Origin of the sequence: Streptomyces sp. SID12488, assembly GCF_010548275.1 — a bacterium.
GTDB lineage: Bacteria > Actinomycetota > Actinomycetes > Streptomycetales > Streptomycetaceae > Streptomyces.
The window spans coordinates 1-22,304 of sequence record NZ_JAAGLT010000051.1; the positions used below are offsets into that span (position 1 = coordinate 1).

The 22,304-nt window shown below is 69.5% G+C and carries 19 protein-coding genes; 11 read left to right on the forward strand and 8 right to left on the reverse strand.

The window, feature by feature from the left end; translation table 11 throughout:
- Window positions 1-644: 644 nt before the first annotated feature.
- Complete coding sequence (locus G3I56_RS40915) at window positions 645-1,319, reverse strand: hypothetical protein (protein ID WP_164418326.1); 675 nt, start codon at window positions 1,317-1,319, stop codon at window positions 645-647.
- A 422-nt stretch (window positions 1,320-1,741) separates the two neighbouring features.
- Here G3I56_RS40915 and G3I56_RS40920 point away from each other — a divergent pair, with 422 nt between their 5' ends.
- On the forward strand, window positions 1,742-2,494 hold the full coding sequence (locus tag G3I56_RS40920) for a sulfite exporter TauE/SafE family protein (RefSeq protein ID WP_164418378.1): 753 nt from the start codon (window positions 1,742-1,744) through the stop codon (window positions 2,492-2,494).
- Window positions 2,495-2,516: 22 nt separating this feature from the next.
- Here the strand turns inward: G3I56_RS40920 and G3I56_RS40925 are convergent, their stop codons facing one another.
- Window positions 2,517-5,729 carry an alpha-L-rhamnosidase gene (locus G3I56_RS40925; RefSeq protein WP_164418328.1) on the reverse strand — a complete coding sequence of 1,071 codons (3,213 nt, stop codon included), beginning with the start codon at window positions 5,727-5,729 and terminating at the stop codon, window positions 2,517-2,519.
- A gap of 559 nt (window positions 5,730-6,288) precedes the next feature.
- On the opposite strand from G3I56_RS40925, the gene G3I56_RS40930 reads away from it, so the two are divergent.
- Entirely contained in the window at window positions 6,289-7,446 is a 1,158-nt protein-coding gene (locus G3I56_RS40930; protein ID WP_239135418.1) for a S1 family peptidase, read from the forward strand.
- On the opposite strand, the gene G3I56_RS40935 is transcribed toward G3I56_RS40930, so the two are convergent.
- On the reverse strand, window positions 7,419-7,808 hold the full coding sequence (locus G3I56_RS40935; protein ID WP_343240211.1) for a glycoside hydrolase domain-containing protein: 390 nt from the start codon (window positions 7,806-7,808) through the stop codon (window positions 7,419-7,421). The genes G3I56_RS40930 and G3I56_RS40935 overlap by 28 nt on opposite strands.
- Before the next feature lie 264 nt (window positions 7,809-8,072).
- Entirely contained in the window at window positions 8,073-8,435 is a 363-nt protein-coding gene (locus G3I56_RS40940; RefSeq protein ID WP_164418331.1) for an aldo/keto reductase, read from the reverse strand.
- A gap of 268 nt (window positions 8,436-8,703) precedes the next feature.
- Between G3I56_RS40940 and G3I56_RS40950 the strand changes: the two genes are divergently transcribed.
- The gene (locus G3I56_RS40950; RefSeq protein WP_343240212.1) at window positions 8,704-9,561 is read left to right on the forward strand and encodes an AraC family transcriptional regulator; all 858 of its coding nucleotides are present in this window, start codon (window positions 8,704-8,706) and stop codon (window positions 9,559-9,561) included.
- Window positions 9,562-9,587: 26 nt separating this feature from the next.
- Here G3I56_RS40950 and G3I56_RS45190 read toward each other — a convergent pair whose 3' ends face one another.
- Window positions 9,588-9,851 carry a cyclophilin-like fold protein gene (locus tag G3I56_RS45190; protein ID WP_164418333.1) on the reverse strand — a complete coding sequence of 88 codons (264 nt, stop codon included), beginning with the start codon at window positions 9,849-9,851 and terminating at the stop codon, window positions 9,588-9,590.
- Between the two features lie 310 nt (window positions 9,852-10,161).
- On the opposite strand from G3I56_RS45190, the gene G3I56_RS40960 reads away from it, so the two are divergent.
- Window positions 10,162-11,103 carry a hypothetical protein gene (locus G3I56_RS40960; RefSeq protein WP_164418335.1) on the forward strand — a complete coding sequence of 314 codons (942 nt, stop codon included), beginning with the start codon at window positions 10,162-10,164 and terminating at the stop codon, window positions 11,101-11,103.
- A 153-nt stretch (window positions 11,104-11,256) separates the two neighbouring features.
- Window positions 11,257-11,679: a peptidase inhibitor family I36 protein gene (locus G3I56_RS40965; protein WP_164418337.1), complete on the forward strand. Its 423-nt coding sequence runs from the start codon at window positions 11,257-11,259 to the stop codon at window positions 11,677-11,679.
- Window positions 11,680-11,979: 300 nt separating this feature from the next.
- Here G3I56_RS40965 and G3I56_RS40970 read toward each other — a convergent pair whose 3' ends face one another.
- On the reverse strand, window positions 11,980-13,113 hold the full coding sequence (locus G3I56_RS40970; protein WP_164418339.1) for a hypothetical protein: 1,134 nt from the start codon (window positions 13,111-13,113) through the stop codon (window positions 11,980-11,982).
- Window positions 13,114-13,440: 327 nt separating this feature from the next.
- On the opposite strand from G3I56_RS40970, the gene G3I56_RS40975 reads away from it, so the two are divergent.
- The 4 genes from G3I56_RS40975 to G3I56_RS40990 all read left to right on the forward strand — a co-directional run bounded on the left by G3I56_RS40975 (window position 13,441) and on the right by G3I56_RS40990 (window position 17,593).
- Window positions 13,441-15,936, forward strand: coding sequence for a LuxR family transcriptional regulator (locus tag G3I56_RS40975; protein ID WP_164418341.1), 2,496 nt, complete (start codon window positions 13,441-13,443; stop codon window positions 15,934-15,936).
- A 67-nt stretch (window positions 15,937-16,003) separates the two neighbouring features.
- Window positions 16,004-16,276, forward strand: coding sequence for a DUF4242 domain-containing protein (locus G3I56_RS40980; protein WP_164418343.1), 273 nt, complete (start codon window positions 16,004-16,006; stop codon window positions 16,274-16,276).
- 293 nt (window positions 16,277-16,569) lie between these two features.
- Entirely contained in the window at window positions 16,570-17,130 is a 561-nt protein-coding gene (locus G3I56_RS40985) for an RICIN domain-containing protein (protein WP_164418345.1), read from the forward strand.
- Window positions 17,131-17,452: 322 nt separating this feature from the next.
- Window positions 17,453-17,593, forward strand: coding sequence for a hypothetical protein (locus G3I56_RS40990; RefSeq protein WP_164418347.1), 141 nt, complete (start codon window positions 17,453-17,455; stop codon window positions 17,591-17,593).
- 172 nt (window positions 17,594-17,765) lie between these two features.
- On the opposite strand, the gene G3I56_RS40995 is transcribed toward G3I56_RS40990, so the two are convergent.
- Complete coding sequence (locus tag G3I56_RS40995) at window positions 17,766-18,434, reverse strand: hypothetical protein (RefSeq protein WP_164418349.1); 669 nt, start codon at window positions 18,432-18,434, stop codon at window positions 17,766-17,768.
- On the reverse strand, window positions 18,431-18,784 hold the full coding sequence (locus tag G3I56_RS41000; RefSeq protein ID WP_164418359.1) for a hypothetical protein: 354 nt from the start codon (window positions 18,782-18,784) through the stop codon (window positions 18,431-18,433). The genes G3I56_RS40995 and G3I56_RS41000 overlap by 4 nt, the downstream gene beginning before the upstream one ends.
- Before the next feature lie 188 nt (window positions 18,785-18,972).
- Here G3I56_RS41000 and G3I56_RS41005 point away from each other — a divergent pair, with 188 nt between their 5' ends.
- Both G3I56_RS41005 and G3I56_RS41010 read left to right on the forward strand, forming a co-directional pair.
- Entirely contained in the window at window positions 18,973-21,528 is a 2,556-nt protein-coding gene (locus G3I56_RS41005; protein WP_164418361.1) for a CHAT domain-containing tetratricopeptide repeat protein, read from the forward strand.
- A 26-nt stretch (window positions 21,529-21,554) separates the two neighbouring features.
- Entirely contained in the window at window positions 21,555-22,148 is a 594-nt protein-coding gene (locus G3I56_RS41010) for a tetratricopeptide repeat protein (RefSeq protein ID WP_164418363.1), read from the forward strand.
- Window positions 22,149-22,304: the final 156 nt, after the last annotated feature.

Genomic DNA, 22,304 nt, shown 5'->3' on the forward strand with positions numbered 1-22,304 from the left:
TCTCGGTTGGCTTCGCAACCCCGAGCTACCAAGAGGCCCTGCCTTCATGCCCGCAGCCGGCGGCAACCACCCGATCGAGACTCCCGTTCGACGCACACCCCTCAAGATCGGAACGACAACAGCTACTAAGGCCGCTCCGGGCTGCCGGAGGCCGGGATTCGGGTCGCTGGATGGGGAGTTGGAGGCGTTGTGTGCCTCGGTGGACGATGCGTTCGCGCGTCCGCCATCGCGGGAGAACCTGCGGGCGATGCTGCGCGGTGCGCTGAGCGGGGTGCCGCGCAAAGAACCTGTGGCAGTTCGCGAAGTTCGCGGAGGCATCCCAACCCTGACCGGCTGCAGGGCTTCCTGGCGAAGGCGGCCTGGGACACGGACCGGTTGCGGCACCGGGGGCGAGACTATGCGGTCGCGGCCCTGGTGGACGAGGACGCGGTGCTGATCGCGGAGGAGACCGGCGATCTCAAGCCGTATGGGCCGCGACCGCGCGACCGATACCGTCGCCCGAGCATGCCCGACCCTGCTGAAGGGCTCGGTTTCCGTTGTGGAGGTGGCTCGGCCATGTCGCCACCGCTCACACGACGAGCGACAAGGCCGCACCACCGGCGAACTCGCCTGCTACCGCCGCGCAACCCCGCCCGAACCGGTGGTCAGCAGGACTCCACGAGGGCGGGCGAGACGTAGATCGCGGACAGCACCCCGTCTCCGTCCACCTGGACCGGGAAGGGGGCTGTTGTATCGATCAGCTCCAAGTCGTCGGGCAGGGATCGCAGCGGAATGTCTCCACCGAGGTAGACCACCGAAACCGTGCCCCGGCAGGCGCTGCTTTCCGGCGGCGCGGTATCGGGGACCCTGCCGTCCTGAGGACCGGCCTTGTGGGAGGTGACGCCGATCAGCGTGTACCGGTACTCGTAGCGGGCCGGGTTGACGACAGTCGCCTCTCTTGTCTTCTCCACATCGACCCAGTAGTGGGCGAGTTTCACCGTGACTGCCTCGCACGGCCGCTGGATCGCCTCCGGGGTGAAGTTCAGCCCGGAGGAGTCCAGGGTCAGGCCCTTGGACCGGTATTCGCCGCTGCCGCTGCGCAGTTCCCTCAGATAGCCGGTCAGCCGCTCGACGTTCATGCCAGTGGTCTTCACGCACTCCGCGGGCGCGGCCGTCCTGGGGCTCTGCGTCGGAGTGGCCGGTCCGGGAGCTGCCGTGTAGTGAGCGAGCTCGGACGGGGAAGCCTGGGCGGCGGCCGGCTTGTCCTCCGAACACCCCGAGACCGTGAGGAGCGCTGCTACGGCGGCGGCCGGTATGAAGAACTTGCGTGTGTTTCCCAAGAGTTACCCTGCCTGCTTCGAGACTGCTTCGACTACTGGGCGAAGCCACAGTACGAGCTGGACTCCCATGTGGCCTTCGACTTACGCCGGATGAGACGAGGGCGGGGTCGGCGATCCGCCTCTGCGAAGAGCGCCGTGACTCGAGTTCGTAACTGTCGCTGGCAGGATCGGCGCCCGACGTACAGGCATTTCGGCGGCTGCTCAAGGAGCAAGCCGTGCGCCTACGGTCGGGCGCCGGCCTCCTCCATGCGCACCAGTCTGCGACCGCCGCCATGGACGCCGACCGGCATCTCTCGGCTCGCAGTGGTAGTTAGAGTCAGCTTTATGAACATCGTGTGGGCCACCGGCTGCCGGACGGCTGGGGCGGCCCCGGTCCCGGTCCCGGCAGCCGCGAAGGAGTTCGCCGCGTGACGCCTGAGGGCATGGCCGCCGTGTTCGCGGCCGGTGTGAGTGCAGGTGCTGTCAACGCCGTCGTCGGCTCCGGAACACTCATCACCTTCCCCGTTCTGCTCGCCACCGGCCTGACGCCCGTCACCGCGACGATCTCCAACGCGCTCGGGCTGATCCCCGGATCCATCAGCGGAGCCATCGGCTACCGGAAGGAACTCAAGGGGCAGGGCCGGCGCCTCCTGAAACTGAGCGTCGGCGCCCTGTTGGGCGGCCTCACGGGCGCCACACTCCTGCTGGCCCTGCCTGCCTCCGCGTTCGAGATGATCGTGCCGGCCCTGGTGGGCCTGGCCCTCGTCCTGGTCGCGCTGCAGCCCCTGATCAGCAGGAGCGTGCGACGCCGCCGCAGCCGCACCGGCCACTCCGGCCACCGCGACGGTGGCCCGCTGCTGTTCACCGGCCTGACCCTCGCGAGCGTCTACGGCGGCTACTTCGCCGCCGCCCAGGGGATCATCTACATGTCCCTGATGGGCATGCTCCTCGACGAGACGCTGCAACGCCTCAACGCCGCGAAGAACGTCCTGGCCGCCGTGGTCAACACCGTCGCCGCGGTCTTCTTCCTCTTCGTGGCGGACTTCGACTGGACGGCCGTATCGCTGATCGCAGTGGGTTCCGCGATCGGCGGCCAGATCGGAGCCACCGTGGGCCGCCGCTTCAGTCCCGCGGTACTGCGGACCCTCATCGTGACGATCGGTACCGTGGCCATCGTTCAGTTGCTGCTGAAGTGAGCCGTCGGAACAGGCGTGCGGGTCACGTGGTGAAGCGGTGGCTGCCGGACCCGACCCGGTACACCACGCAGCCGTCCTCCTGCCGCAGCAACGTCGCGCGGGTGTGGGTGACCTTCTCCGGAGCAGCCGCCGGAATCCATACTTCGGCGGTCGTGTTGGGCGGCACGGAGCAAGTGAGGGCGAAGCCGCCGGCACGCTGATGCCAGCGTGTGGAGACCGGGCCGTAGACCGAGGCGAACGTGGCACGGGCGGTGGTGACGTCGCCGCCCGGGCGCGGACGGACGACGATCTCGCGGTAGCCGGGGCGGCCCGCCGAGATCCCGGCGATGTTCGTGTACATCCACTCCCCCACCGAGCCGTAGGCGTAGTGGTTGAAGGAGTTCATGCCCGCGTCCTGGAAGCTGCCGTCGGGCCGGATGGAGTCCCAGCGTTCCCACATGGTGGTGGCGCCCCTGTCGATCTGGTAGCCCCAGCTGGGGAAGGAGCGCTGCTGGAGCAGCTGGTACGCGACGTCGGTGTGGCCGGTGTCGGTGAGGACGGGCAGTAGCCGGGGCGTGCCGAGGAATCCCGTCGACAGGTGCCAGTCCTTGGCCTTGATGAGCGCGACGAGACGGTCGGCTGCCGCCCCCCGCAGCGCGTCCGGCAGCAGGTTCATCGACAGGGCGAGGACATAGGCCGTCTGCGTGTCACCCTTCACCCTGCCGTCGGCGGTGACGTAGGCGTTCTGGAACGCTGTCCGTATGCGCGTGAAGAGGTCGAGGTAGGGGGTGGCGTCCTTGCCCAGTTCGTGGGCCATCCGGGCCGCGAGGTCGGCGCTGTGGGCGAAGCAGGCCGTGGAAATGACGTCCTTGGGCGTCTCGTCGGAGACGTTCAGCCAGTCGCCGTAGCCCGCGTCCGGCCGCAACAGGCCGGTGCTGTTCCTCTCCAGGTACGTCAGCCATGCCTGGATGGACGGCCAGGCATCCTCCAGGACCTGCCGGTCCCCGTACGCCTGGTACAGGGACCAGGGAACCGTGACGCCGGCGTCGCCCCATCCGGCGACGCCGTTGCCGACCGTGCCGACCATCGGCGCGACGTCGGTGAAGGCGCCCTGTGCGGTCTGGGCATCGCGCAGGTCCACGAGCCACTTGGTGAGGAAGCGGGCCGATTCCATGGTGTACGCGGCCGTGGGTGCGAAGACGTTGATGTCACCCGTCCACCCGAGGCGCTCGTCGCGCGCGGGGGTGTCCGTCGGTACGGAGAGGAAGTTGCCGCGCTGCCCCCAAGTGATGTTGCTGTGCAGCTTGTTGAGCATCGGGACGTCGGTCTCGAACTCGAAGGTGAAGGGCGCGGAGGTGTGCATGACGCGACCTGTCACGGCATTTACCGAGGGGGTGCCGGGGAACCCGGTCACCTCGACATAGCGGAAGCCGTGGAAGGTGAAGCGCGGCTCGTACGTCTCCTCGCCACCGCCCTTGAGGGTGTACGTGTCGGTGGCCGTGGCGGTGCGCAGGTTCGCGGTGTACAGGGTGCCGTCCGGGTTGAGGACCTCGGCGTGCCTGAGCCGTACGGTCGATCCCGCGTCGCCCGAGACACGCAGCCGTACCGAACCGACCATGTTCTGGCCGAGATCGAAGACGAAGACGCCCGGCCTGGGTTCGGTAACCGCCTTGGCCGGGAGTTCCTTGGCCACCCGGACCGGCCCGTCCAGCTGCGCGACGATCAGGTCGGGAGCCGCGTCGCCGGCCGTACGGACGTCGAGCCAGGTCCGGTCGTCGAAGCCGGGTGAGGTCCAGCCGGAGGTCTCCTTGCGCGCGTCGTACGTCTCGCCGCTCAGCAGGTCGGCGGAGACGATCGGCCCGGAGGTGGCTCGCCAGTCCGTGTCCGAGGTGATGCGCTCGCTCGTTCCGTCGGCGTACTGGACCTCCAACTGCGCGAGCAGCGCCGGGCGTTCGCCGTACTGGTGAGGTCCGAACATCCCGACGTTGCCCGCGTACCAGCCCGGCGCCACCCATGCGCCGATGGCGTTGGCGCCGGGGCGCAGGAGCTTGGTGACGTCGTACGTCTGGTACTGGACGCGTTCGCGGTAGTCGGTCCAGCCGGGAGCGAGCTGGTCGCGGCCCACGCGGTGACCGTTGAGGTGGGCCTCGTACAGGCCGAGAGCCGTGGCGTACAGGCGGGCGCTCGCCACCTTCTTGCGAGGGAGCCTGAACTCGTGCCGTAACTGGTTCGCGGCGAACGACGCCGCAACGACCCTTCCCCAAGGCCCTGTTCCCCAGAGCGCGGCCACCTTCGCCGCGGGCCAGCCGCTGTCGTCGAAGTCCGCCCCACGCCAGTCGGCGGCGGGTTCCTGGTTCGTCGATTTCCAGGAGGCGTCGGTGACGATCCGCTGCTCGCCGGAGGCTGTGTGGACCGTGAGGACGGCGACCAGTCCCGCGGGTCCCACGCTCGCGTTGGCCGCCGAGACCGCCAGGACGTTCTTGCCCGAACGCACCTGGGCGAGAACGTCGAGAACGGTTGGCCGGCGCCAGTTCTCGAACTCCGTCGCAAGGTCGGTGCCAGCGACCTCGACGCCGTTCACCGAGACGGCGAAAACGTTGTCAGCGCTGATGGCGAGCGTCGCGGCCGTGATCCGGTCCGGGAGATCTACGGCACGACGGAACCAACGGGTGCCTGCGGGCGCACTGTTGGCGGGCTCACCCTCGGGGAACCAGATCCACGCGGAGCCCGCCAGCGAGGGCGCGTCGGTGAGGGCCGCAGGGGCGGAGACCCACTGCGCGGTCCACTGCGCGGCATCCATGAGACCGGTCTCCCACCACGCCGGCGCGCTCCAGCCGGAGGCGCCGCCGTCGGCGTCCCACACCCGCACGGACCAGAAGTAACGCGTACGCGGCTTGAGTTGAGGCCCGGCGTACGGGACGAGGACCGACTCGCCGGAGGTGATCTTTCCGCTGTCCCAGACGTCCGGGTGCGACAAGCGCGACGTGCTGGAGGCGACACGGATCCGGTAGGCGCTCTGGCTCCCGCCCGGCTTGTCCGAGGCCAACGGCCAGCTCAGTCGCGGTCGTTGGGTGTCGAGTCCCAGGGGGTGCCGGACGTACTCGACGGTCGGCGTGGTGACACGCAGGGTGCCGCGGTGCGTACTCCCCGAGGCCTGTGTGGAAGCCTGTGCGGCCCCCGCTGATCCCGCGTCGGTGGCCACGGCGGCGGCCACTGTGGCGGTCGCGGCCGCCAGGATGTTCCTCCTGCTGATCATTACGGCCCCTCACATAGAAACGATGAATCGATTCACGGCGGTGAACGTAGGGGCGTACGAGGCAGGGGTCAATGGAACGCACAGGAATTTCCTGACGGGCCGTCGGGTGGGCAGAAGTGGTCGGCGGTGCCCGACGCGTCCCCGGCGTTGACAATTGAACGGTTTCAATCGCAGCAGCACACCCGCTTGAAGGATCCCGCAGACATCCGGACCGTGAGGAGGACCAGGTAGCCGAAGCGGGGCGCGTGGACGAAGGGGTCCACCTGCGGCGGCACGTCCCGGTACGCCCGAGCCGACCAGGCGCCCCTCCTTCGCCACTCCGCCACAGCCCACGAACGCTGCGGTGCCATGCGAGGCCCCGGACGCAGACATCACCCCGCCCCTGCCTGGACGCGACAGACCCTGCCCGCCGCCCCCGACCGGTCAGCACTCGGGCAGTGCATTGGTATGGACCTGCCCACGGTCAGACGCTACGCTCTGCCGAGCCACACGCGTGAGAGCGCTCTCATTGCACCTCCGTTCCATCCCCACCTTGCTGGAACAACGAAGGGCAACTCCCTTGAGACGCACGACGATTCCGCGCGCCTGTCTGGCCGCGCTGCTCATGTTCGGCACGTTCGCGACGGCAGGCTCGCTGCCTGCCTCCGCCAGCGACTCTCCCTCCACCACGGAAGCACCCGCCTCCGCGGGGCTTCTCTCCGCCATGCAGCGCGACCTGGGCCTGTCAAAAACCCAGGCCGTGGCGCGCATCGCCGCGGAGAAGGCGGCGACGGCCGCCGAACCGAAGGCCCGCCGGGCCGCGGGAGCCTCGTACGGCGGCTCCTGGTTCGACGCCCCGAGCGGAAAACTGACCGTCGGCGTCACCCGCGACGCCTCCTCGACGACCCTCCGCGCCGTACGGGTCACCGGCGCGACCGTCCGCACCGTCACACACACCGCACGACAACTCGCCGCGACCCAGGCTCGCCTGGAGAAGCTGTCCGTTCCCGCGGGGGTCAGCAGTTGGCACGCCGATCCGAAAGCAGGCTCGGTTGTCGTGAGTGTTGTCACCGGTCAGCGCGACGACAACGATGTCGAGCGGTTCCTCGACCGCGCCCATGAAGCCGGGCCCGTCACCGTGGAGGAGACGTCGAGCGCACCCACGACCTTCGCCGCCGGAACTGTCGGCGGCGACCCTTACTACACGGGCAACATCCGCTGTTCCATAGGGTTTTCGGTGTACGGCGGATTCGTGACCGCCGGACACTGCGGACAGGCGGGTGCCGGGGTCAGCGGCTGGGACGGCTCCTACATCGGCAACTTCCAGGGCTCCTCGTTCCCCGGCAACGACTACGCCTGGGTCAACGTGGGCAGCGGCTGGTGGACCGTACCGGTCGTGCTCGGCTGGGGCACGGTGTCCGACCAGTTGGTGCGCGGCTCGGCCGTGGCGCCCGTCGGCGCGTCCATCTGCCGTTCAGGATCGACCTCGCACTGGCACTGCGGGACGGTCCAGGCACACAACGAGACCGTCAACTACAGCCAGGGTCCGGTGTATCAGATGACCAAGACCAGCGTCTGCGCCGAACCCGGCGACTCCGGCGGCTCGTTCATCAGCGGTGACCAGGCACAGGGCGTGACCTCCGGCGGCTGGGGCAACTGCGCCACCGGCGGCCAGACCTGGTTCCAGCCCGTCAACGAAATTCTCAGCCGTTACGGACTGACGCTGCACACAGCCTGACGAACCATCACCACGAGGGCGGGCTCCGCCGGTTGGCCGGCGGAGCCCGCCTGGCATCTCGGCAGACTCTCCGAATCCCCCACCCACATGCTGTCCAACTGCTCGCCCAGCAGGAATTCGAGCGGGCCTCCCCCGAGCAGCAGGCCGGCGGAGACACACGTCTGTTGCGTGGCGCGACCGCTGAGACGTGCGGCATCGACGTAGACGTAGGTGTCGTAGGCGGTCGGCGCGTTGATCCGGATGTCAGTGCGGCCTGGCCGGTGCAGGATCGCGGACGGGAAGGCCTGGGCGCCCAGGGACAGGATCGCTCTGCCCGGCGTCCAGGGAGAGACAGCGAGCGCCAAGAAGACATACCCGGACAACCGCGATCCCCCGGTCCAGATGCAGCGTTGTCCGATGCTGATCAGAGACCCTGCCGTGTGACCAGCCTTGGCTGCCTTGGGTAGTTGACCAGCACCGCTCGGCGTGGACCAACACAGTCCGATGGTTGTCCTGGTCGGTGGTTTCGTGCGGTGACGGACTCGCCTGTTGACTCCGGGCGGCAGGCGCGCGGGGCTGTTCGGGGCCCTCGGGGAGAGGTTCCCGGTGGTGTCCGTCAGGAAGGGCGGCTCGGGCCCGGGGCGGACTCAGATCCAGACGGGCGCGTGATCCTCGGAGTAGCGGGCGCCGAATCCGCCGTGCGGCAGGATCTCGTCGATCATGGCGAGGTCGGACCCGGTCAGAGGGACGTCGACGGCGCCGGTGTTCTCCTCGATGCGCTGGACGCTGCGGGTGCCGGGGATCGGCACGACGTGCTCGCCCCGGGTGAGCAGCCAGGCCAGGGCCAGCTGAGAGACGGTGATGCCCTTGGTCGCGGCCAGGCCGCCGAGCTTGCCCACTGCCTCGACGCGGATGATGCGCGCGCGGTTCTCCGCTTTGATCTGCGCGTGATATCCGGCCTGGCACGTATCGCCACCGGTTTCCGTTCGGTCATGGTCCGCCACCGACATACCCACGCCCCTTGCCCGTCTCCCGGCCGCATCCTCGCTGTCAGAGACGCTCTGGCGCCGTCCAGGATAAGGTCCTGGCCCACGCGAAGGCGGAGGCATCGCAGGCCAGGTACACGACGGCTTCCGCGACCTCCTCGGGCAGGCCCATGCGACCCAGCGGGATGCCGGAGCTGATCGCCTGCCGGGCAGGCCGAGCGGGCAGGCCGGACCAGCTGCGGTTCCGCTGTACGGTTTCCAGCCCCCGGTCGGTACTCCGTACGGCCTCGAGGTGAGTACCGTCGAGGATTTCTTCGCCCAGCACGACGACTGGCCGTGGAACCCGCCCCGTCCGGGCCGCGCCACCTTCCACTACCTGATCCTGGTCACCGAGGGTGAGCTGCGGCACGACGTCGACCACGTCACGCGGAACGTCGCCCCCGGCCAGTGGCTGTGGGTGCGTCCCGGGCACGCGCAGTGCTGGCATCCGCCCGGCGCGGCCCGCGGCCCGTTCATCCTGTTCGAACCGGACGTGCTGCGGCCCGACCTCGCCCGCCTCCTGGCCCCGCTCACCGCGCACGAGGCCCCTGCCGTGCTCAGCCCGCACCCCGACGACACCGCCTGGCTCCAGCAGACGGCACTCCAGCTCCTGGACGAACACCGCGCACTGGGGCGCCGCCCCCTCGGCGTCCACCACGCCCTGCGGCGCAGCCTGCTCGAATCGCTGCTGCTGCGCCTGGCCAACTCCCCGGGCATCGCCCCCACCGGCACGACCACAGCCGGCACGGGCCGCGCCGACAGGTACGGACGCTTCCTGGACGTCTTGGAGCTGCACTTCCGCGAGCTGCACCAAGCCGCGGACTACGCCGAGCTGCTCGGCTGCTCGGTCCGCACCCTCAGCCGTGCCGCCCGGGACGCCACCGGCAAGGGAGTACGTGAACTCATCGACGAGCGGCGCCTCCTGGAAGCCCGGCGCCTGCTGGGAGATGCCCGGTGGGACGCCCGGACCGTGGCCGCCCACCTCGGCTTCACCGATCCCGCGAACTTCGGCCGCTTCTTCCGCGACCGCACCGGCCTCACCCCGGCCACCTTCGCGGCCCGCGACACCACGACCGCCCCCCTCCTGTTCAAGGTTGACGATCTCGGTTGACGATCTCGGTGGTTTCCGGCTGGACCTCAGTCGACGGCCTCGATGGTGACGTCGACCGTGCCGTCGTACTTCTTGAAAGCATCGGCCCCCGAGTCGATCTCGCCGAGGACGATGATGCCGGGGTCGGGGATGGACTGTCCGTCGTGGTCGTAGAAGGCGGCGATGTCGGGACCGGGTGACCAGTAGACGATGTTGCCGATCTCGTAGCTGGACCGCGGTTCGCCTCCTACGGCGAGAGACCGGGGCAGGTGGTCTGGCGGCCGATGCCGCGGGCGCCGGGCGCGCGGCACCTGGCGACGGCAGAAGTCACCAATGCCGTGGCCGTCAGAGCCGTCAGAGCCGTCAGAGCCGTCAGCACGACCAGATAGCCGACGCCGCCCAGCGTGCACCTCTCCTCTCTGGGGCCTTACGCGACCCCAGCTCCTCCTGTCACCGATCCACATGGCTGTTCCGTCGCGACGGTGCCCGATCCGGCGAGAAAAGGGACTCCCGCAAATTCCGGATGTCCTCCCGGATCACCCAATAGCTAGCTTTCGAAGCGTCGGTTCACGGACCGCACAGGCACCACAAGGAACAGGAACCACAAGGGAGGGAGTAGTCGTGCGTGTTGGGGTGGGACTGCGGTGGCTGCTCGCCGCCGCGATGTGCGCGGGTCTACTGGCCGTGGCCGTCGTGACGATCAGCGGCGGCGACTCGGCCGCCCAGCCGCCCAGGGGGAACGCGAACTCGGCGGCCGAGCAGGGCCAGGAACGGCCCCCCAAGCCGACGGCGGCGCAGTTGGACGTCCTGCACCGCGCGGAACAGTTGCTGATCCGGGACTGCATGGCCGACAAGGGTTTCCGCTACTGGCCCGCCCCCCGGCTGCCGGCACCGGACTACCGCGAATTCCCTTACGGGATCGACGACAAGACGTGGGCGGCACGGCACGGGTACGGCCGGGACATCGAGCGCCGTGCCGAACGCAACTGGAAGGACAGCGAGGAGAAGCACTACCTCGACTCACTTCCGAAGGCACGGTACGAGGTCTACGGCGACGCCCTCTTCGGGCCGAGCGGGGGAGGCAACAGGCTCAAGGCCACACCTCCCATGGGCGGCATCCTCAGCCACAGCGAAAAGGGCTGTGCCGCGGCCTCGTGGCAAAGCCTCTACGGGGATGCGCGCGCCTGGTACCGCTCCATCCAGGTGGTGAACGGTCTGCCAGGCATGCGGGTCGGTCGGGTCGCCGAGGACCCGGCGTTCCGGTCCGTGCTCGCGAAGTGGCGCGACTGCATGAAGCGTCGCGGCCATGTGGCCGAGAATCCCCCGGCGCTGCGTGACATCCGTCTGCGGGACACCGCCCGGGGGGCGCAGGCGAAGGACGTCAGGGCTGCCGTGGACGAGGCCGAGTGCAGCCGCGCGACCGGGCTCTCGCCCACGGCGCAGCGTCTGGACCGGCACTACTCGGACGTCCTGTACGGCGAGTACCGCGCGGCGTACGACACGGCACGGCGCATGCAGTTGAACGCCCTGCCCAAGGCTCGCGGTGTGGTCGGCCGGAACTGACACCGCGTAACAGCACAACGAGGCGGACCCGTGGGGACCACAGGGCGAACCGGGACACCGGGACACCGGATCCACCGGGGCCGCGAAGGAAATCCGGCGCATCAACCAAGTCACCGACATCACTCATCGATACGATCAAAGGACCGAATGATCATGAATAAGCTTCGTACCGTTCTGGCCGGAGCGGCCATGGCCGCCACCGCGATCCTGGCCGCGCCCGGCATCGCCCAGGCCGACGGAGGCTGTAACTCCGGCGAGTTCTGCGCCTACGCCGACGAGAACGGGACGACCTACCGCAACGCTGGCAACAGCACCGACTGGCCGGACTCGATCCAGAACAAGCTCGACTGGGTCTCGAACCGGGGCACCGGCAGCTCCTTCGCACAGGTGAACATCTACTACAACGAGAACTACCAGAGCGCCTACGCCTGCATCGGGCAGGGCCACGACTGGAACCTGCGCAACAACAGCCACGTCTTCAGCTGGACCGCCGGTAACAACGCCGGCCAGGGCCAGCGCGTCCACGACAACGCGGCCTCCCACAAGTGGGTCAACAGCTGCGGCAACAACACCTGATCCCAACCGGCCCGTTTCGGGTCGCGCGAGGAGGGCGCACCGGCTCCGGCCGGTGCGCCCTCCTGCGTCGGGCAGTGATTCCTCGTCCGGCTTCCGTACCGAGCACCAGACCGACCGCCGCCGAGAAGGCCCCCTGAACTCCTTTCCGCCGCCTACGAGTTCCTGGCCGACCGCATCGGCGAGGGGGATATCAACCGTGGTGAGGAGTCGGCCGTGGTCAAGGCGGACACGCAGGAGGAGTTGTCACCCCGCTGCCAGGTCGCTTCGCCGACTCCCCTCGTCCCTGCGTGAGTGGCGGGTTCAGCGAGTCGAACGCTGGATCAGCTCGTACTGGGCGGAGGTGGACTCTCCGGTGATCAGTGAATACGTACCGACCGACCAGAACTGTCCGGCGCGACCGGTGGGTGCGAGGGCCTCGATGTCGTACGCCTGGGTTCGGCCGCCGGGGACGGCGTCACCCTCCACGGAGGTCCAGATGCCGTTGCGCAGGCGCCAGTAGAGGGCGGTGCCCTCGTAGCCGTAGGGGTCGCCCGAGACCCACACGGTGCCCTTGCCGTCGCCGGTGATGGCACTGGCCCACAGCCCGTCGACCGGCCCGGTGACGTCGCGCCAGGTGCGGCCGTTCCAGTGCAGCACCTTGGTCTGCTGCTGTTCGTCTTCGACGTACGGCGTGAGAGCGGTGACCCAGACGCTGCGGGCGGACTCCTGGTACACGGACGCGACCACGAGATTGCTGCCGGCCGGCGCGGTGTCCGTCCACGAACGGCCGTCCCAGTGCAGGAGCACGGATCGGCCCGGCTGACCGGCATACCCGAACTGCCCGACCGCCCAGGCATCGTGGGCGGTCCGCGCTTCGATGGCGCTGATGTGGACGCCACTTGGGAGAGGTGTCCTCTGCCAGACGCCGTGGGCGTAGGAGTTGATCGCGGTGTCGCTCACCAGCCAGACCCTGCCCGGGGCGGCCGCGAGCTTCGCGAAGCCGTAGCCCTTCTCCTCAGGCAGTGGCGCCTGCGTCCACCGCCTGCCGTCGTAGTGACCCAGGGTCTCGCCCTCCTGTCCCCAGCCGTACGCCCAGACGTCGTGCGCTGACACCCCGTCCACGGCGTGCCACGTGCCGGTCTCCGGCACGGCGGGGGTGGACTCCTGCTGCCAGGTCCTGCCGTTCCAGCGCAGGATGACGCCCTGGCCTCTGCCATCGACGTACTGGGTTCCCACCGCCCAGGCGGCGTGCGGACCGACCGATGCGATGTCGGAGAGCCCGGAGTTGTCCGTGAGCGTCCCCGCCAGAGAGGTGCGCCAGGCCGGGGCGTGGCCCCGGGCCGACGCGGCGGGAGCCGCGCGGTCCGCCGCTGAGACTGCGGCTGGGGCGACGGTCACGGTGGTTGCCGTGAGCGCCGCGATGATCGCGACCTTGAGGTACATACCTGTCTTCATGACTGCTCCCCGTCGTCGACAGGGGTGCTGGGTGGGTCCTGCATGATCGCCCCCCGTAATTGTCCGGTCACTCATGAGACCGCTCGCCCCGCCGGATGGTTGTGCCGGCAGCGGCGGGAGCACAGGAAACGGCCGGGGAACGTGTTCCCGCTCCGCCTCGAGGCGCGCTCGGCCTGGATCCACCATGACGGTCGGCTCCCCTTCGGCGGAACCGTGGCTGGACGGGGAGACCAGCCGGGGCCGAACACGGTGGCGTGCGGAAGGCGGTCGCTCTCGGCCCCAGAGCTGATGGCGGCGCGGTGGGAGCCCGGGACTACCATCCACGATATGCCGTTACTTGAGCGGGAGCCCTGGCTTGATGCGCTGCGACGCTGCCCAGCCGGTCGGGTGGTTCTGGTGTCCGGGGAGGCGGGTATCGGCAAGACCGCTCTTGTCAGGGCGTTCTGCGACGGCCTGCCCCGGCTGGTTCTGTGGGGTTCGTGCGACGCGCTGCGGACGCCGCAGCCACTCGGTCCGCTCCACGACATCGCGCGCCAGGCGACAGGTGAACTGGCCGCCGCGATGGCTGCGGAGAGCCCGCGGCACGCGATGTTCAACGCGTTCCTGGATCAGTTGACGGCGCGGGAGGCCGTCGCCGTGGTGGAGGACGCGCACTGGGCCGACGAAGCGACACTCGACCTGCTCATGTTCACCGCCCGCCGGATATCTTCCACTCGTGGCCTGCTCGTCATCACCTATCGGGATGACGAGGTCGGCTCGGATCACCCGTTGCGCGCGGTGCTGGGAGCGCTCGCAACCGACCGGAGTGTGCTGCGTATTCGGCTGTCCCCGCTTTCGGCCGCGTCCGTCGCGACGCTGGTCGGGACGGACGGTCCTGATGCCGCGGAACTGCACGCTCGGGCCGGCGGCAACCCCTTCTTCGTGACGGAGGTCCTGGCCGATCCCGACCACAGGGTTCCCGAGACGGTACGCGACGCGGTGCTGGCCCGGGCTGCCGGTCTCCGCCCCGCGGAGCGCGACGCACTCGACTCGGTGGCCGTCTTCCCCGGTTATGCTCCCGCACCTCTGGTCCAGGCGCCCAGGAAGGCCGTTGACGGCTGCGTGGACGCGGGAATGCTGATTCGCGACGGCACGCGGATCCTGTTCCGCCACGAGCTGGCCAGACTGGCAATCGAGGAGGGCATCGCGTCGGCACGCAAGACCGAGCTGCATGAGCGTGCGCTGGCGGATCTGACGCAGTGGGGCAGCGATCCGGCCCGGCTCGTCTATCACGCGGAGGAGGCAGGCGACGCGGCTGCCGTACTCGTACACGCGGGTGCGGCGGCGAGGCGCGCATCCGCCGTCGGTGCTCACCGGCAGGCGGCCGATCACTATGCCCAGGCGCTGCGGTTCGCCGACGGGATCAGTGCACGCCGGCATGCAGAACTGCTTGAACGTCACGGCGAGGCGTGTGCCCACGCCGGACGGAGCGCCGCGGCCGTGCTCTCCTCCCGTCGGGCGATCGAGTGCTGGCGGGAGGAAGGCGACCAGGAGCGTGAGGCCTCTCTGATGGCGTACTGCTCCTACTACTTGTGGAACCAGGGCCAGAACGCCGAGGCGCATGCCATGGTGCGGCAGGCACTCGCCCTTGCCGAGCGGCTGCCGGAGGGCCCCGGACTGGTCGCCGCGTACACCTGGTCGGCGTACCTCCTGATGCTCGCCCGGGACATCCCCGGGGCGGTGCGGACCGGAAGTCACGCCGCCGTGCTCGCCGAGCGGTTCGGTGAACAGACCCTGCTCGCCCGGGCGCTCAACGCGGTCGGCTCCGCACAGTGGTCGATCGAGCCGGACCAGGCCGTGCGGACCATGCTCCGAAGTCTTCAGGCGGCCCGCGCCGCCGGTGACGACAGTGCCGTCGGAAGCGCGATGGTCAACCTCGGATCCGCAGCAGGCGAGGTCCGTCGCTACGACGTCGCGGAACACTGGCTGCGCGAGGCCATGAAGTGGTGCTCCGACCGCGACCTGGACGACGTACGAAGTTACGCCACAGCGTGGCTGGCCCGGTGCCTGTTCGAGCGCGGGCAGTGGTCGGCGGCAGAAGCGATGGTGGATCAGGTGGGAGCCACCGAGTGCACACCGAGCCGGATCGTCGCGCTCACCGTGCTGGGGAGGCTGCGGACCCGGCAGGGAGAGCCCGGTGCGGCGGACATCCTCGACGAGGCGTCGTCACTGGCCGAAGGGACCGGAGACCTGCAACGCCTGTGGCCGGTCGCCGCGGGACGCGCCGAGCTCGCGTGGCTGAGCGGACAGCAGCCCGACAGCGGTCTGTCCGAGAACTACGAGATGGCAGTACGGCTCGGCATCGGCTGGGCGATCGGTGAACTCGGGCAGTGGCTGCAACCGGAGCCGGGGGAAGTCCACCAGGCCGCCGCCCCGCCGTATCGGATGAACCCCGTCGAGGCCGCCCGGTTCTGGTCTGAGGTCGGTTGCCCGTACGAGTCGGCCATGGCGCTCGCGCAGAGCCCGGACCACCTGCGTGAGGCCCTGCGCGGGTTCGAGGGCCTCGGGGCGCGGCCTGCCGCCGACCAAGTGGCCCGGCGGATGCGCGACCTGGGAATGCGGACACCAAGGCGTTCCACTCTGGCCCATCCCAACGGGCTCACCGCACGCGAAGCCGATGTCCTCGCCCTGCTCAGGGACGGGCTGCGGAACTCCGAGATCGCCGACCGGCTCCGCATCTCGGAGAAGACGGCCGGGCATCACGTCTCCTCCATCCTGGCCAAGCTCGGCGTGCGTACCCGCCAGGAAGCCGCCAGGCATGGGGAGATCGCCGAGCGAACATAGGGAACGGCTCCCGATGTCCCAGTGCCGCTCCCGGGCGGACAGTGGCTGTCGGAAAGGAGCGTGCAACATGCCGCGATATCTCGTGCAGCGGACCTTCACCGAGGGTCTGCACATCCCGATGGACGACGAGGGCGCCAAGGCCTGCAGGAGCGTCATCGAGGGCAACGCCGCCTCGGCGGTCACCTGGGTGCAGTCGTACGTGAGCCGGGACAAGAGCGTGACCTACTGCGTGTACGACGGACCGTCTCCGGAAGCCGTACACCAGGCCGCGCAGACAACAGGCCTGCCCGTCGACCGGATCACCGAGGTCAGTGTCCTGGATCCGTACTTCTACCACTGATCCTTGCCCAGTCGTCGACGCCGGCGGGCCCGCCCGCGGTACCCACAGAGGCGCCGTCGAAGCGAATCGGCTGCACCCCTGGCAGGCCCGCCTCCGCGTCCGGGCTGCGGAAGCGAGCGGGCCGGTTGCCACGATCCGCCAGGGCGGGTGGGCCGAGTTCGCCCTGTCCGGCGGGACACGGTATCCACACGCAGGGCGTGCTCCTCGCTACCCAACAGCTCTTCCAAAACAGGCTGTTCAAATTTCCCGACCGAAAGAAACCGGAGGTCAGAACAATGAGAATGAGAAACAAAATGGCTGCCTCGGCAGGGGCGTTACTGACGGCCGCCAGCATGGTCACCATGACGGCCGGGGCCAGTGCCGCCGCGCCGGCTGCGGGATCCGTGGCGGACCACTCCACCCGGTTCACCGCCCTCGCACAGGCCAGCGCGTTTCACACACTCAAGAACGTGGCCTTCGGCCAGTGCATCGACGCGCCGGGCGGGCAGCTCAACGTCCGGCTTCAACTGGCCGACTGCAGCAATTCCCCCACCCAGAAATGGGCGTTCATACCGGTGCCCGGCGCAGCGAAAACCTACTCCCTTGTGAATCAGGCAAGCGGGTACTGTGCCGAGGTCAACAACGGCACCAGCACTCCGGGGGAAGCAGTCGATCAATACACCTGCAACACGTCGGGGTCGGAGTACTGGATCAAAAACAACGTGGACGTCGGTGAGTTGACCTACCAGAAGTTCGAACACGCCGGCACCGGCTTGTGCCTCGACACGGTCGGCGCCGCCGGCAGCCAGCTCATGCAGTGGGGCTGCAGCGACGCCCATCCCCCGGCGGCCCAGATGTGGATCTTGAGCCCCTGAGTCCCCGCCAACCCGCCTGACCAAGACGCGAGTTGGCGTAGGGCCGTGCACGGGAGGAGATGAAGCTTTGGGCGGACGGGTTGTCGGCCACGAACAACCTGTCCGCCCGGAGCTTCATGCGCCGGCTGGACATGTCCGGCTCGGCCCAGGTTTCCCGTTCCTGTCGAGGCCGCCGGGGAAAGAGTCCCCGGCTCGACAGCCCGAAAGGCGCTCCCCTGCCGCCGCAATCCGCGCACTCGATGAGCAGGCCAAAGCCGCTACCGACCCTTGCGGAAATGTCGTCACTGCGCGGTCTCGGAGCAAACGACGAGGAGACATCGGCATGAAAAGACCTACCGCGCGGAAGGCGACTACCGGGTTCACGGCGACGGCCGCGGCGCCCGTCTCGGTCCTGGCCTTCACCGCACCGGCGTGCGCGAGTTCCGAGACCGTCAAGCCTCAGGCTGTGAACCACTACCAGTGACCGCTCGGTCGATCAGATCGCCAAGGACTTCGCCCTGCCGGAGACGACGGTGCGGCTGCGCGTCGGCCAGGCCGAGGCCGACGCTGATGAGTGCGTCGCACTGATCAGCGGTGAACGCAAGGAATTGGCCGCGCCGCGGTGGGAGACTCGTCGGTGACCACACTGAAAGAGTTCAGTCGCAGGTAGCCACCACGGACAGGTTGGCCACCTGCGCCATGGGGATGACGGTGGCGCTGTGCACTCCCACCACGGTCAGTCGCAACATCCCGCCGTCGGCCGATCTCAGGACGCCACAGGTTGTCGTTGAGCCGTGTTCGACCTTCAGATAGGCGGGCGGAGGGCCGGCGGCTTTGGGGGCGGGGGCCCACCAGGTCAGGCCGACGCCTGCCAGCAGGCACAGCAGACCCGCGGCCACGGCGGCGCGGGCAATGTCGAGCCTGGCCCCGGCGTTGCGGGCGGCGGCGACCCGGAGAGCCCGGACCGATCCGTACCGCGCGTGGACATCGGCCAGGGTCAGCGTCAGCGAGCGACCGCCGGCCTGGGCGGCGAGTGCCTGCCACAGCCCGATCACGCTGGAGGCGAGGCCAAGCGCGACCAGCGTCGTGATGGCGATCCGCCAGCCGACGGGCACGTCGCCGACCACGTCCCGCCCCTTGATCACGAACCCGGTGGTCACCAGGGTGATGAACGCGGCAAGGCCGTTGCGCCACTTCTCCGCGCTGTCCTGCACACGAGGCAACGAGTCGTCGATGAGCCGCTCGAACTCGGCCCGTTCGGCCAGATCGAAGGGCGTGGGCGGTCGGTCGGGCAGCTGGGCCCGGTAGCGCGGCGGCACGCTCATGGGGCTGCCTCGTCCGGATTGCCCGCGTCGAGCACCAGCTGGACCCGGAAGGCGACGCCGCAGCCGGTGACCTGCTCGGGGGCGCCCGTGTGGGGCTCGCCGCAGCCACAACTGACATCGATGACCACGGTCCGCGGCAAGGGCTCCCCGCTGTGTCCGCCTCTCACCGCGGTGACCGCCTGGCCGACCTGCCGGTCGACGAGCTGGTGACCGCAACGCGGGCACGGGCCGCCGACGGTCGCCGTCAGCACCCCCTCGCCGACGACCACGCCGGTCTGCATCCCTCCTGACTCGATCAGGTGGAAGGCACGTTCGGTCCACCGGAAGGCCGTGGTCGCCTGATAGGGCACATCGGCTCTCTCGGCAGCGGCCGGCTCGCTCGGTATCAACCTCGTCCTCCCCACCTGCGTGGAACTTCACCAGTGTAGTAACCGGTGATGGCAATATGGTCGGTGTGCGCGACTGGGTGGCACGACTGACTGGACGGCCACGCGCGGGAGTTGAGGCGCGCCGGTCGTCTCCGGCATCGCGTCCGGTGATGGATCCGGCCCGACTCGACGAGGTCGTGGCGCGGCAGCGAGCACTGAGCGCGGGCCCGGCCGCCGACCCCGCCGAGGTGATGCGCCTCGCCGAGGCTCTGGTCACGCGATTCGAACTCGCCGGGCGGCCCGTGGACCTGGACGAGGCCATAGCCGCCGGCCAACGGGCCCAGCAGGCTCTCCCCGCCGACCACCCGTACTGGGCCGAAGTCACCGGCACGCTGCGGCAGTGGCGGTCGTTCCGCCACCGGCAGCACGGCACGCCCGAGGACCTGGACGAGGCGATCGCACTCACCCGCCTGCTGATCAGCGCACGTCCGACCGGCGCGGAACTGCCGGGCCTGCTCGACGAGTTGAGTGGGTTACTGATCACTCGGTACGACCGGGCAGGCGCGATCACCGACCTGGACGACGTACTGAAGGCAAGCAGGCAGGCGGTCAACAAGACCGCCACCCACGATCCGGACTGGGCGGGCCGGATGGCGAACCTCGCCATGGCCCTGCGCCTGCACTTCCTCCGGACCGACGAGGGCACCGACCTCGACCTGGCCATCCACACCGCCGAAGTAGCCGTCGAGCACCTGGACCCCGGCCACTCCGGATACGCGACCGTTCGGTCGAACCTCGGCATCCTCCTGCGCGCACGCTTCGGACGATCCGGCGACCGGGGCGATCTCGACAGAGCCATCCGGCTTTACAGGCAGGCCGTCGAGCACGACCCGAACGATCCGCTGGCCAGATCCGTCCTGCTGTCCAACCTCGCGTCCGCCCTGCACGACCGGTTCACGCACGCCGGGAACGACGCCGATCTGGACGAGGCGATCCCCCTGGTGCGCCGTGCGGTCGACCTCACCCCGCCTCACGATCCGGCGAAAGGACGGCATCTGGCCAACCTCAGCACCGTCCTGCTGAGCAGGCACGACCGCGACGGCGCTGACGCCGACCTGGCCGAGGCACTCGAAGTGCTCAGCGCCATCGTCTCCTTGACAACAGCGGCGCCGAAGCTGCGGCTGACGACGGCACTCGTCCGGGCGGAGGCAGCCGAACGCCGGGGCGATGCCGACGCGGCCCTGGCCGCGTTGCACGCCGCGGTGGATTTGCTCCCGGTCATCGCCTGGCACGGCCTGGACCGGGCCAGCCGCGAATCGGCACTGGACGGCGTGCGCGACGTGGCGCGCACGACGGCGGCCGTCGCCGTACGCCTGGGCAGACCGGAACACGCGGTCGAAATGCTCGAACAGGGCACGTCGGTGCTCTGGGGCCAGAGCCTGCGTCTGCGAACCGACCTGTCGGAGCTGGCCGTGACCGAGCCTGAGTTGGTGGACCGGTTGCACAAAGCGCGCCAGGGGCTGGACGGCGCCACCGCGGACGACGCGGAGCGGACTCGGCTGAGCAGGCTCTGGGACGCGACGCTGCAGGAGGTGCGCGGCCTCCCGGGATGGACGGACTTCCTGGCCCCCGTCCCCGTCGAACAGCTGTGCCGCGCCGCGGACGAGGGACCCGTCGTGTGGCTCAACGTCGCCGAGGACCGCTGCGACGCGCTGGTGGTGACGGACGGGCGGGTGACCGTGGTGCCCCTGCTCGGGCTGAGCGAGGATTCCGCAGTGGAGCGATGCAACACCTATCTGGAATCCCTGTCCTACGCCGCCCAGTTCAGGGGCCCTGAGGACTTCCTCGTGCGCGAGCGCTTCCGCGAGGAACTGGTGGACATGCTGGCCTGGCTGTGGGACACGGTCACCGAGCCCGTGCTCGACGCACTCGGGTTCACCGGCACGCCGGGGGAACCGCTGCCGCGCCTGTGGTGGTGCCCGACGGGACCGCTGACGTTCCTGCCGCTGCACGCGGCCGGCCACTACGGCCCTGGCGCGGATCGGACCCGGTCGGTGCCCGGGCGGGTCGTGCCCTCGTATGCCTCCGGTCTCCGCGCGCTGCTGCGGGCCCGCCGCGATCGGGACAGGGCACCCGCCCGCGTACTGGCCGTCGGGGTGGCCGAGGGAGACGGGCGGCAGCCCACGCTGCCCGAGGTGCGCCAGGAGATCGCCGGACTCACCGCCGTGGTGCCGCCCGAGCGGCTGACCATCCGGACCGGGCCACAGGCTACCCGCGCCGCGGTGATGCGAGCGCTGACCGAGCACTCGTGGCTGCACCTGGCCGGGCACACGCAGCCTGATCCCGAGCGGCCCATGCACACCGGGATCGTGCTGTCGGACGGACCGCTGACCGTCCTCGATCTCGCCGACCTGCACCTGGAGGGGGCGCAGTTGGCGTACCTGTCCGCCTGCCTGACGACGTTGGGCAGCGGCCGGCTCTCCGATGAAGCGCTTCACCTGTCGGCGGTCCTGCAACTCGTCGGCTACCGGCACGTGGTCGCGACCCAGTGGCACATCGAGGACCGGCACGCCGCACAGATGGCCGAGGCGGTCTACTCCCGGCTGTCCCGCAGCGGCGAACTGGACGCCGACAGCGCGGCGCGCGCACTGCACGACGCGCTCGACGAACTGCGCGGGCGGGCCCACCCGGTGGACTGGGCATCGTATGTGCACCGAGGACCGTGAGTGCCGTAGACCGACGCGGAGGACGAATGCACAGGAAGCTGCGCAAGGAAGTAAGAGAGATCGAGAAGTTGATCGAGGGCAGCGGGCGGCACGCCGCGGCAGGTCCGGCGCAGCTGGCCGATCATGCCGCCGTCCTCGTGCGCGCCGGGGACATCTACCGGTCGGCGGGCCGGCTGCAGGAGGCCGCCGCCTGCCTGACCGAGGCCCTTGACGCCTACCGGCGACTCGACGACCTGCCGGGCGAGATGCGCACCCTGTCCGGCATGTCGTTCGTCCTGCGCGCCCAGGACCGGTTCGCCGAGGCTGCTGACTGCTGCCGACGATCGCTCACCATAGCGACAGACCTGGGCTGGGAGGAGATGGCGGACGCGCTCCAGTGGCGAATCGCCGCGATGGAGGCGGCCGACCGGGCGGGCATCGACGTGCCTGACGAGCTGGTCAAGACCGCCCTGCACGGCAAGCCCGGCGAGGACTGGGTCCACGAGATCGACGGGAGGCGGGTCAGAGGCGACCACGCTCCCCCGGAGGCAGTCATCCGGTCCTGGCAGGTCGGCCCTGACCGTCTGCTCACCGGTGTGGTCATCCCCAACGCCAAGTACCGAGCGGGCAGAAAGCACTAGCGGGAGCGGCACTGCCCGCAGACCGCGCAAGGAATTCCGTGTCGATCGCGCGGTGGTCTGTGCGTGCGGTCCCTCATGACTCTGCTCTCCGCCCGGATCATTTCTGCCTACCGCCGTCGGCGACACCGGCCAGATCCCCGCCGAACTGCACGAGAT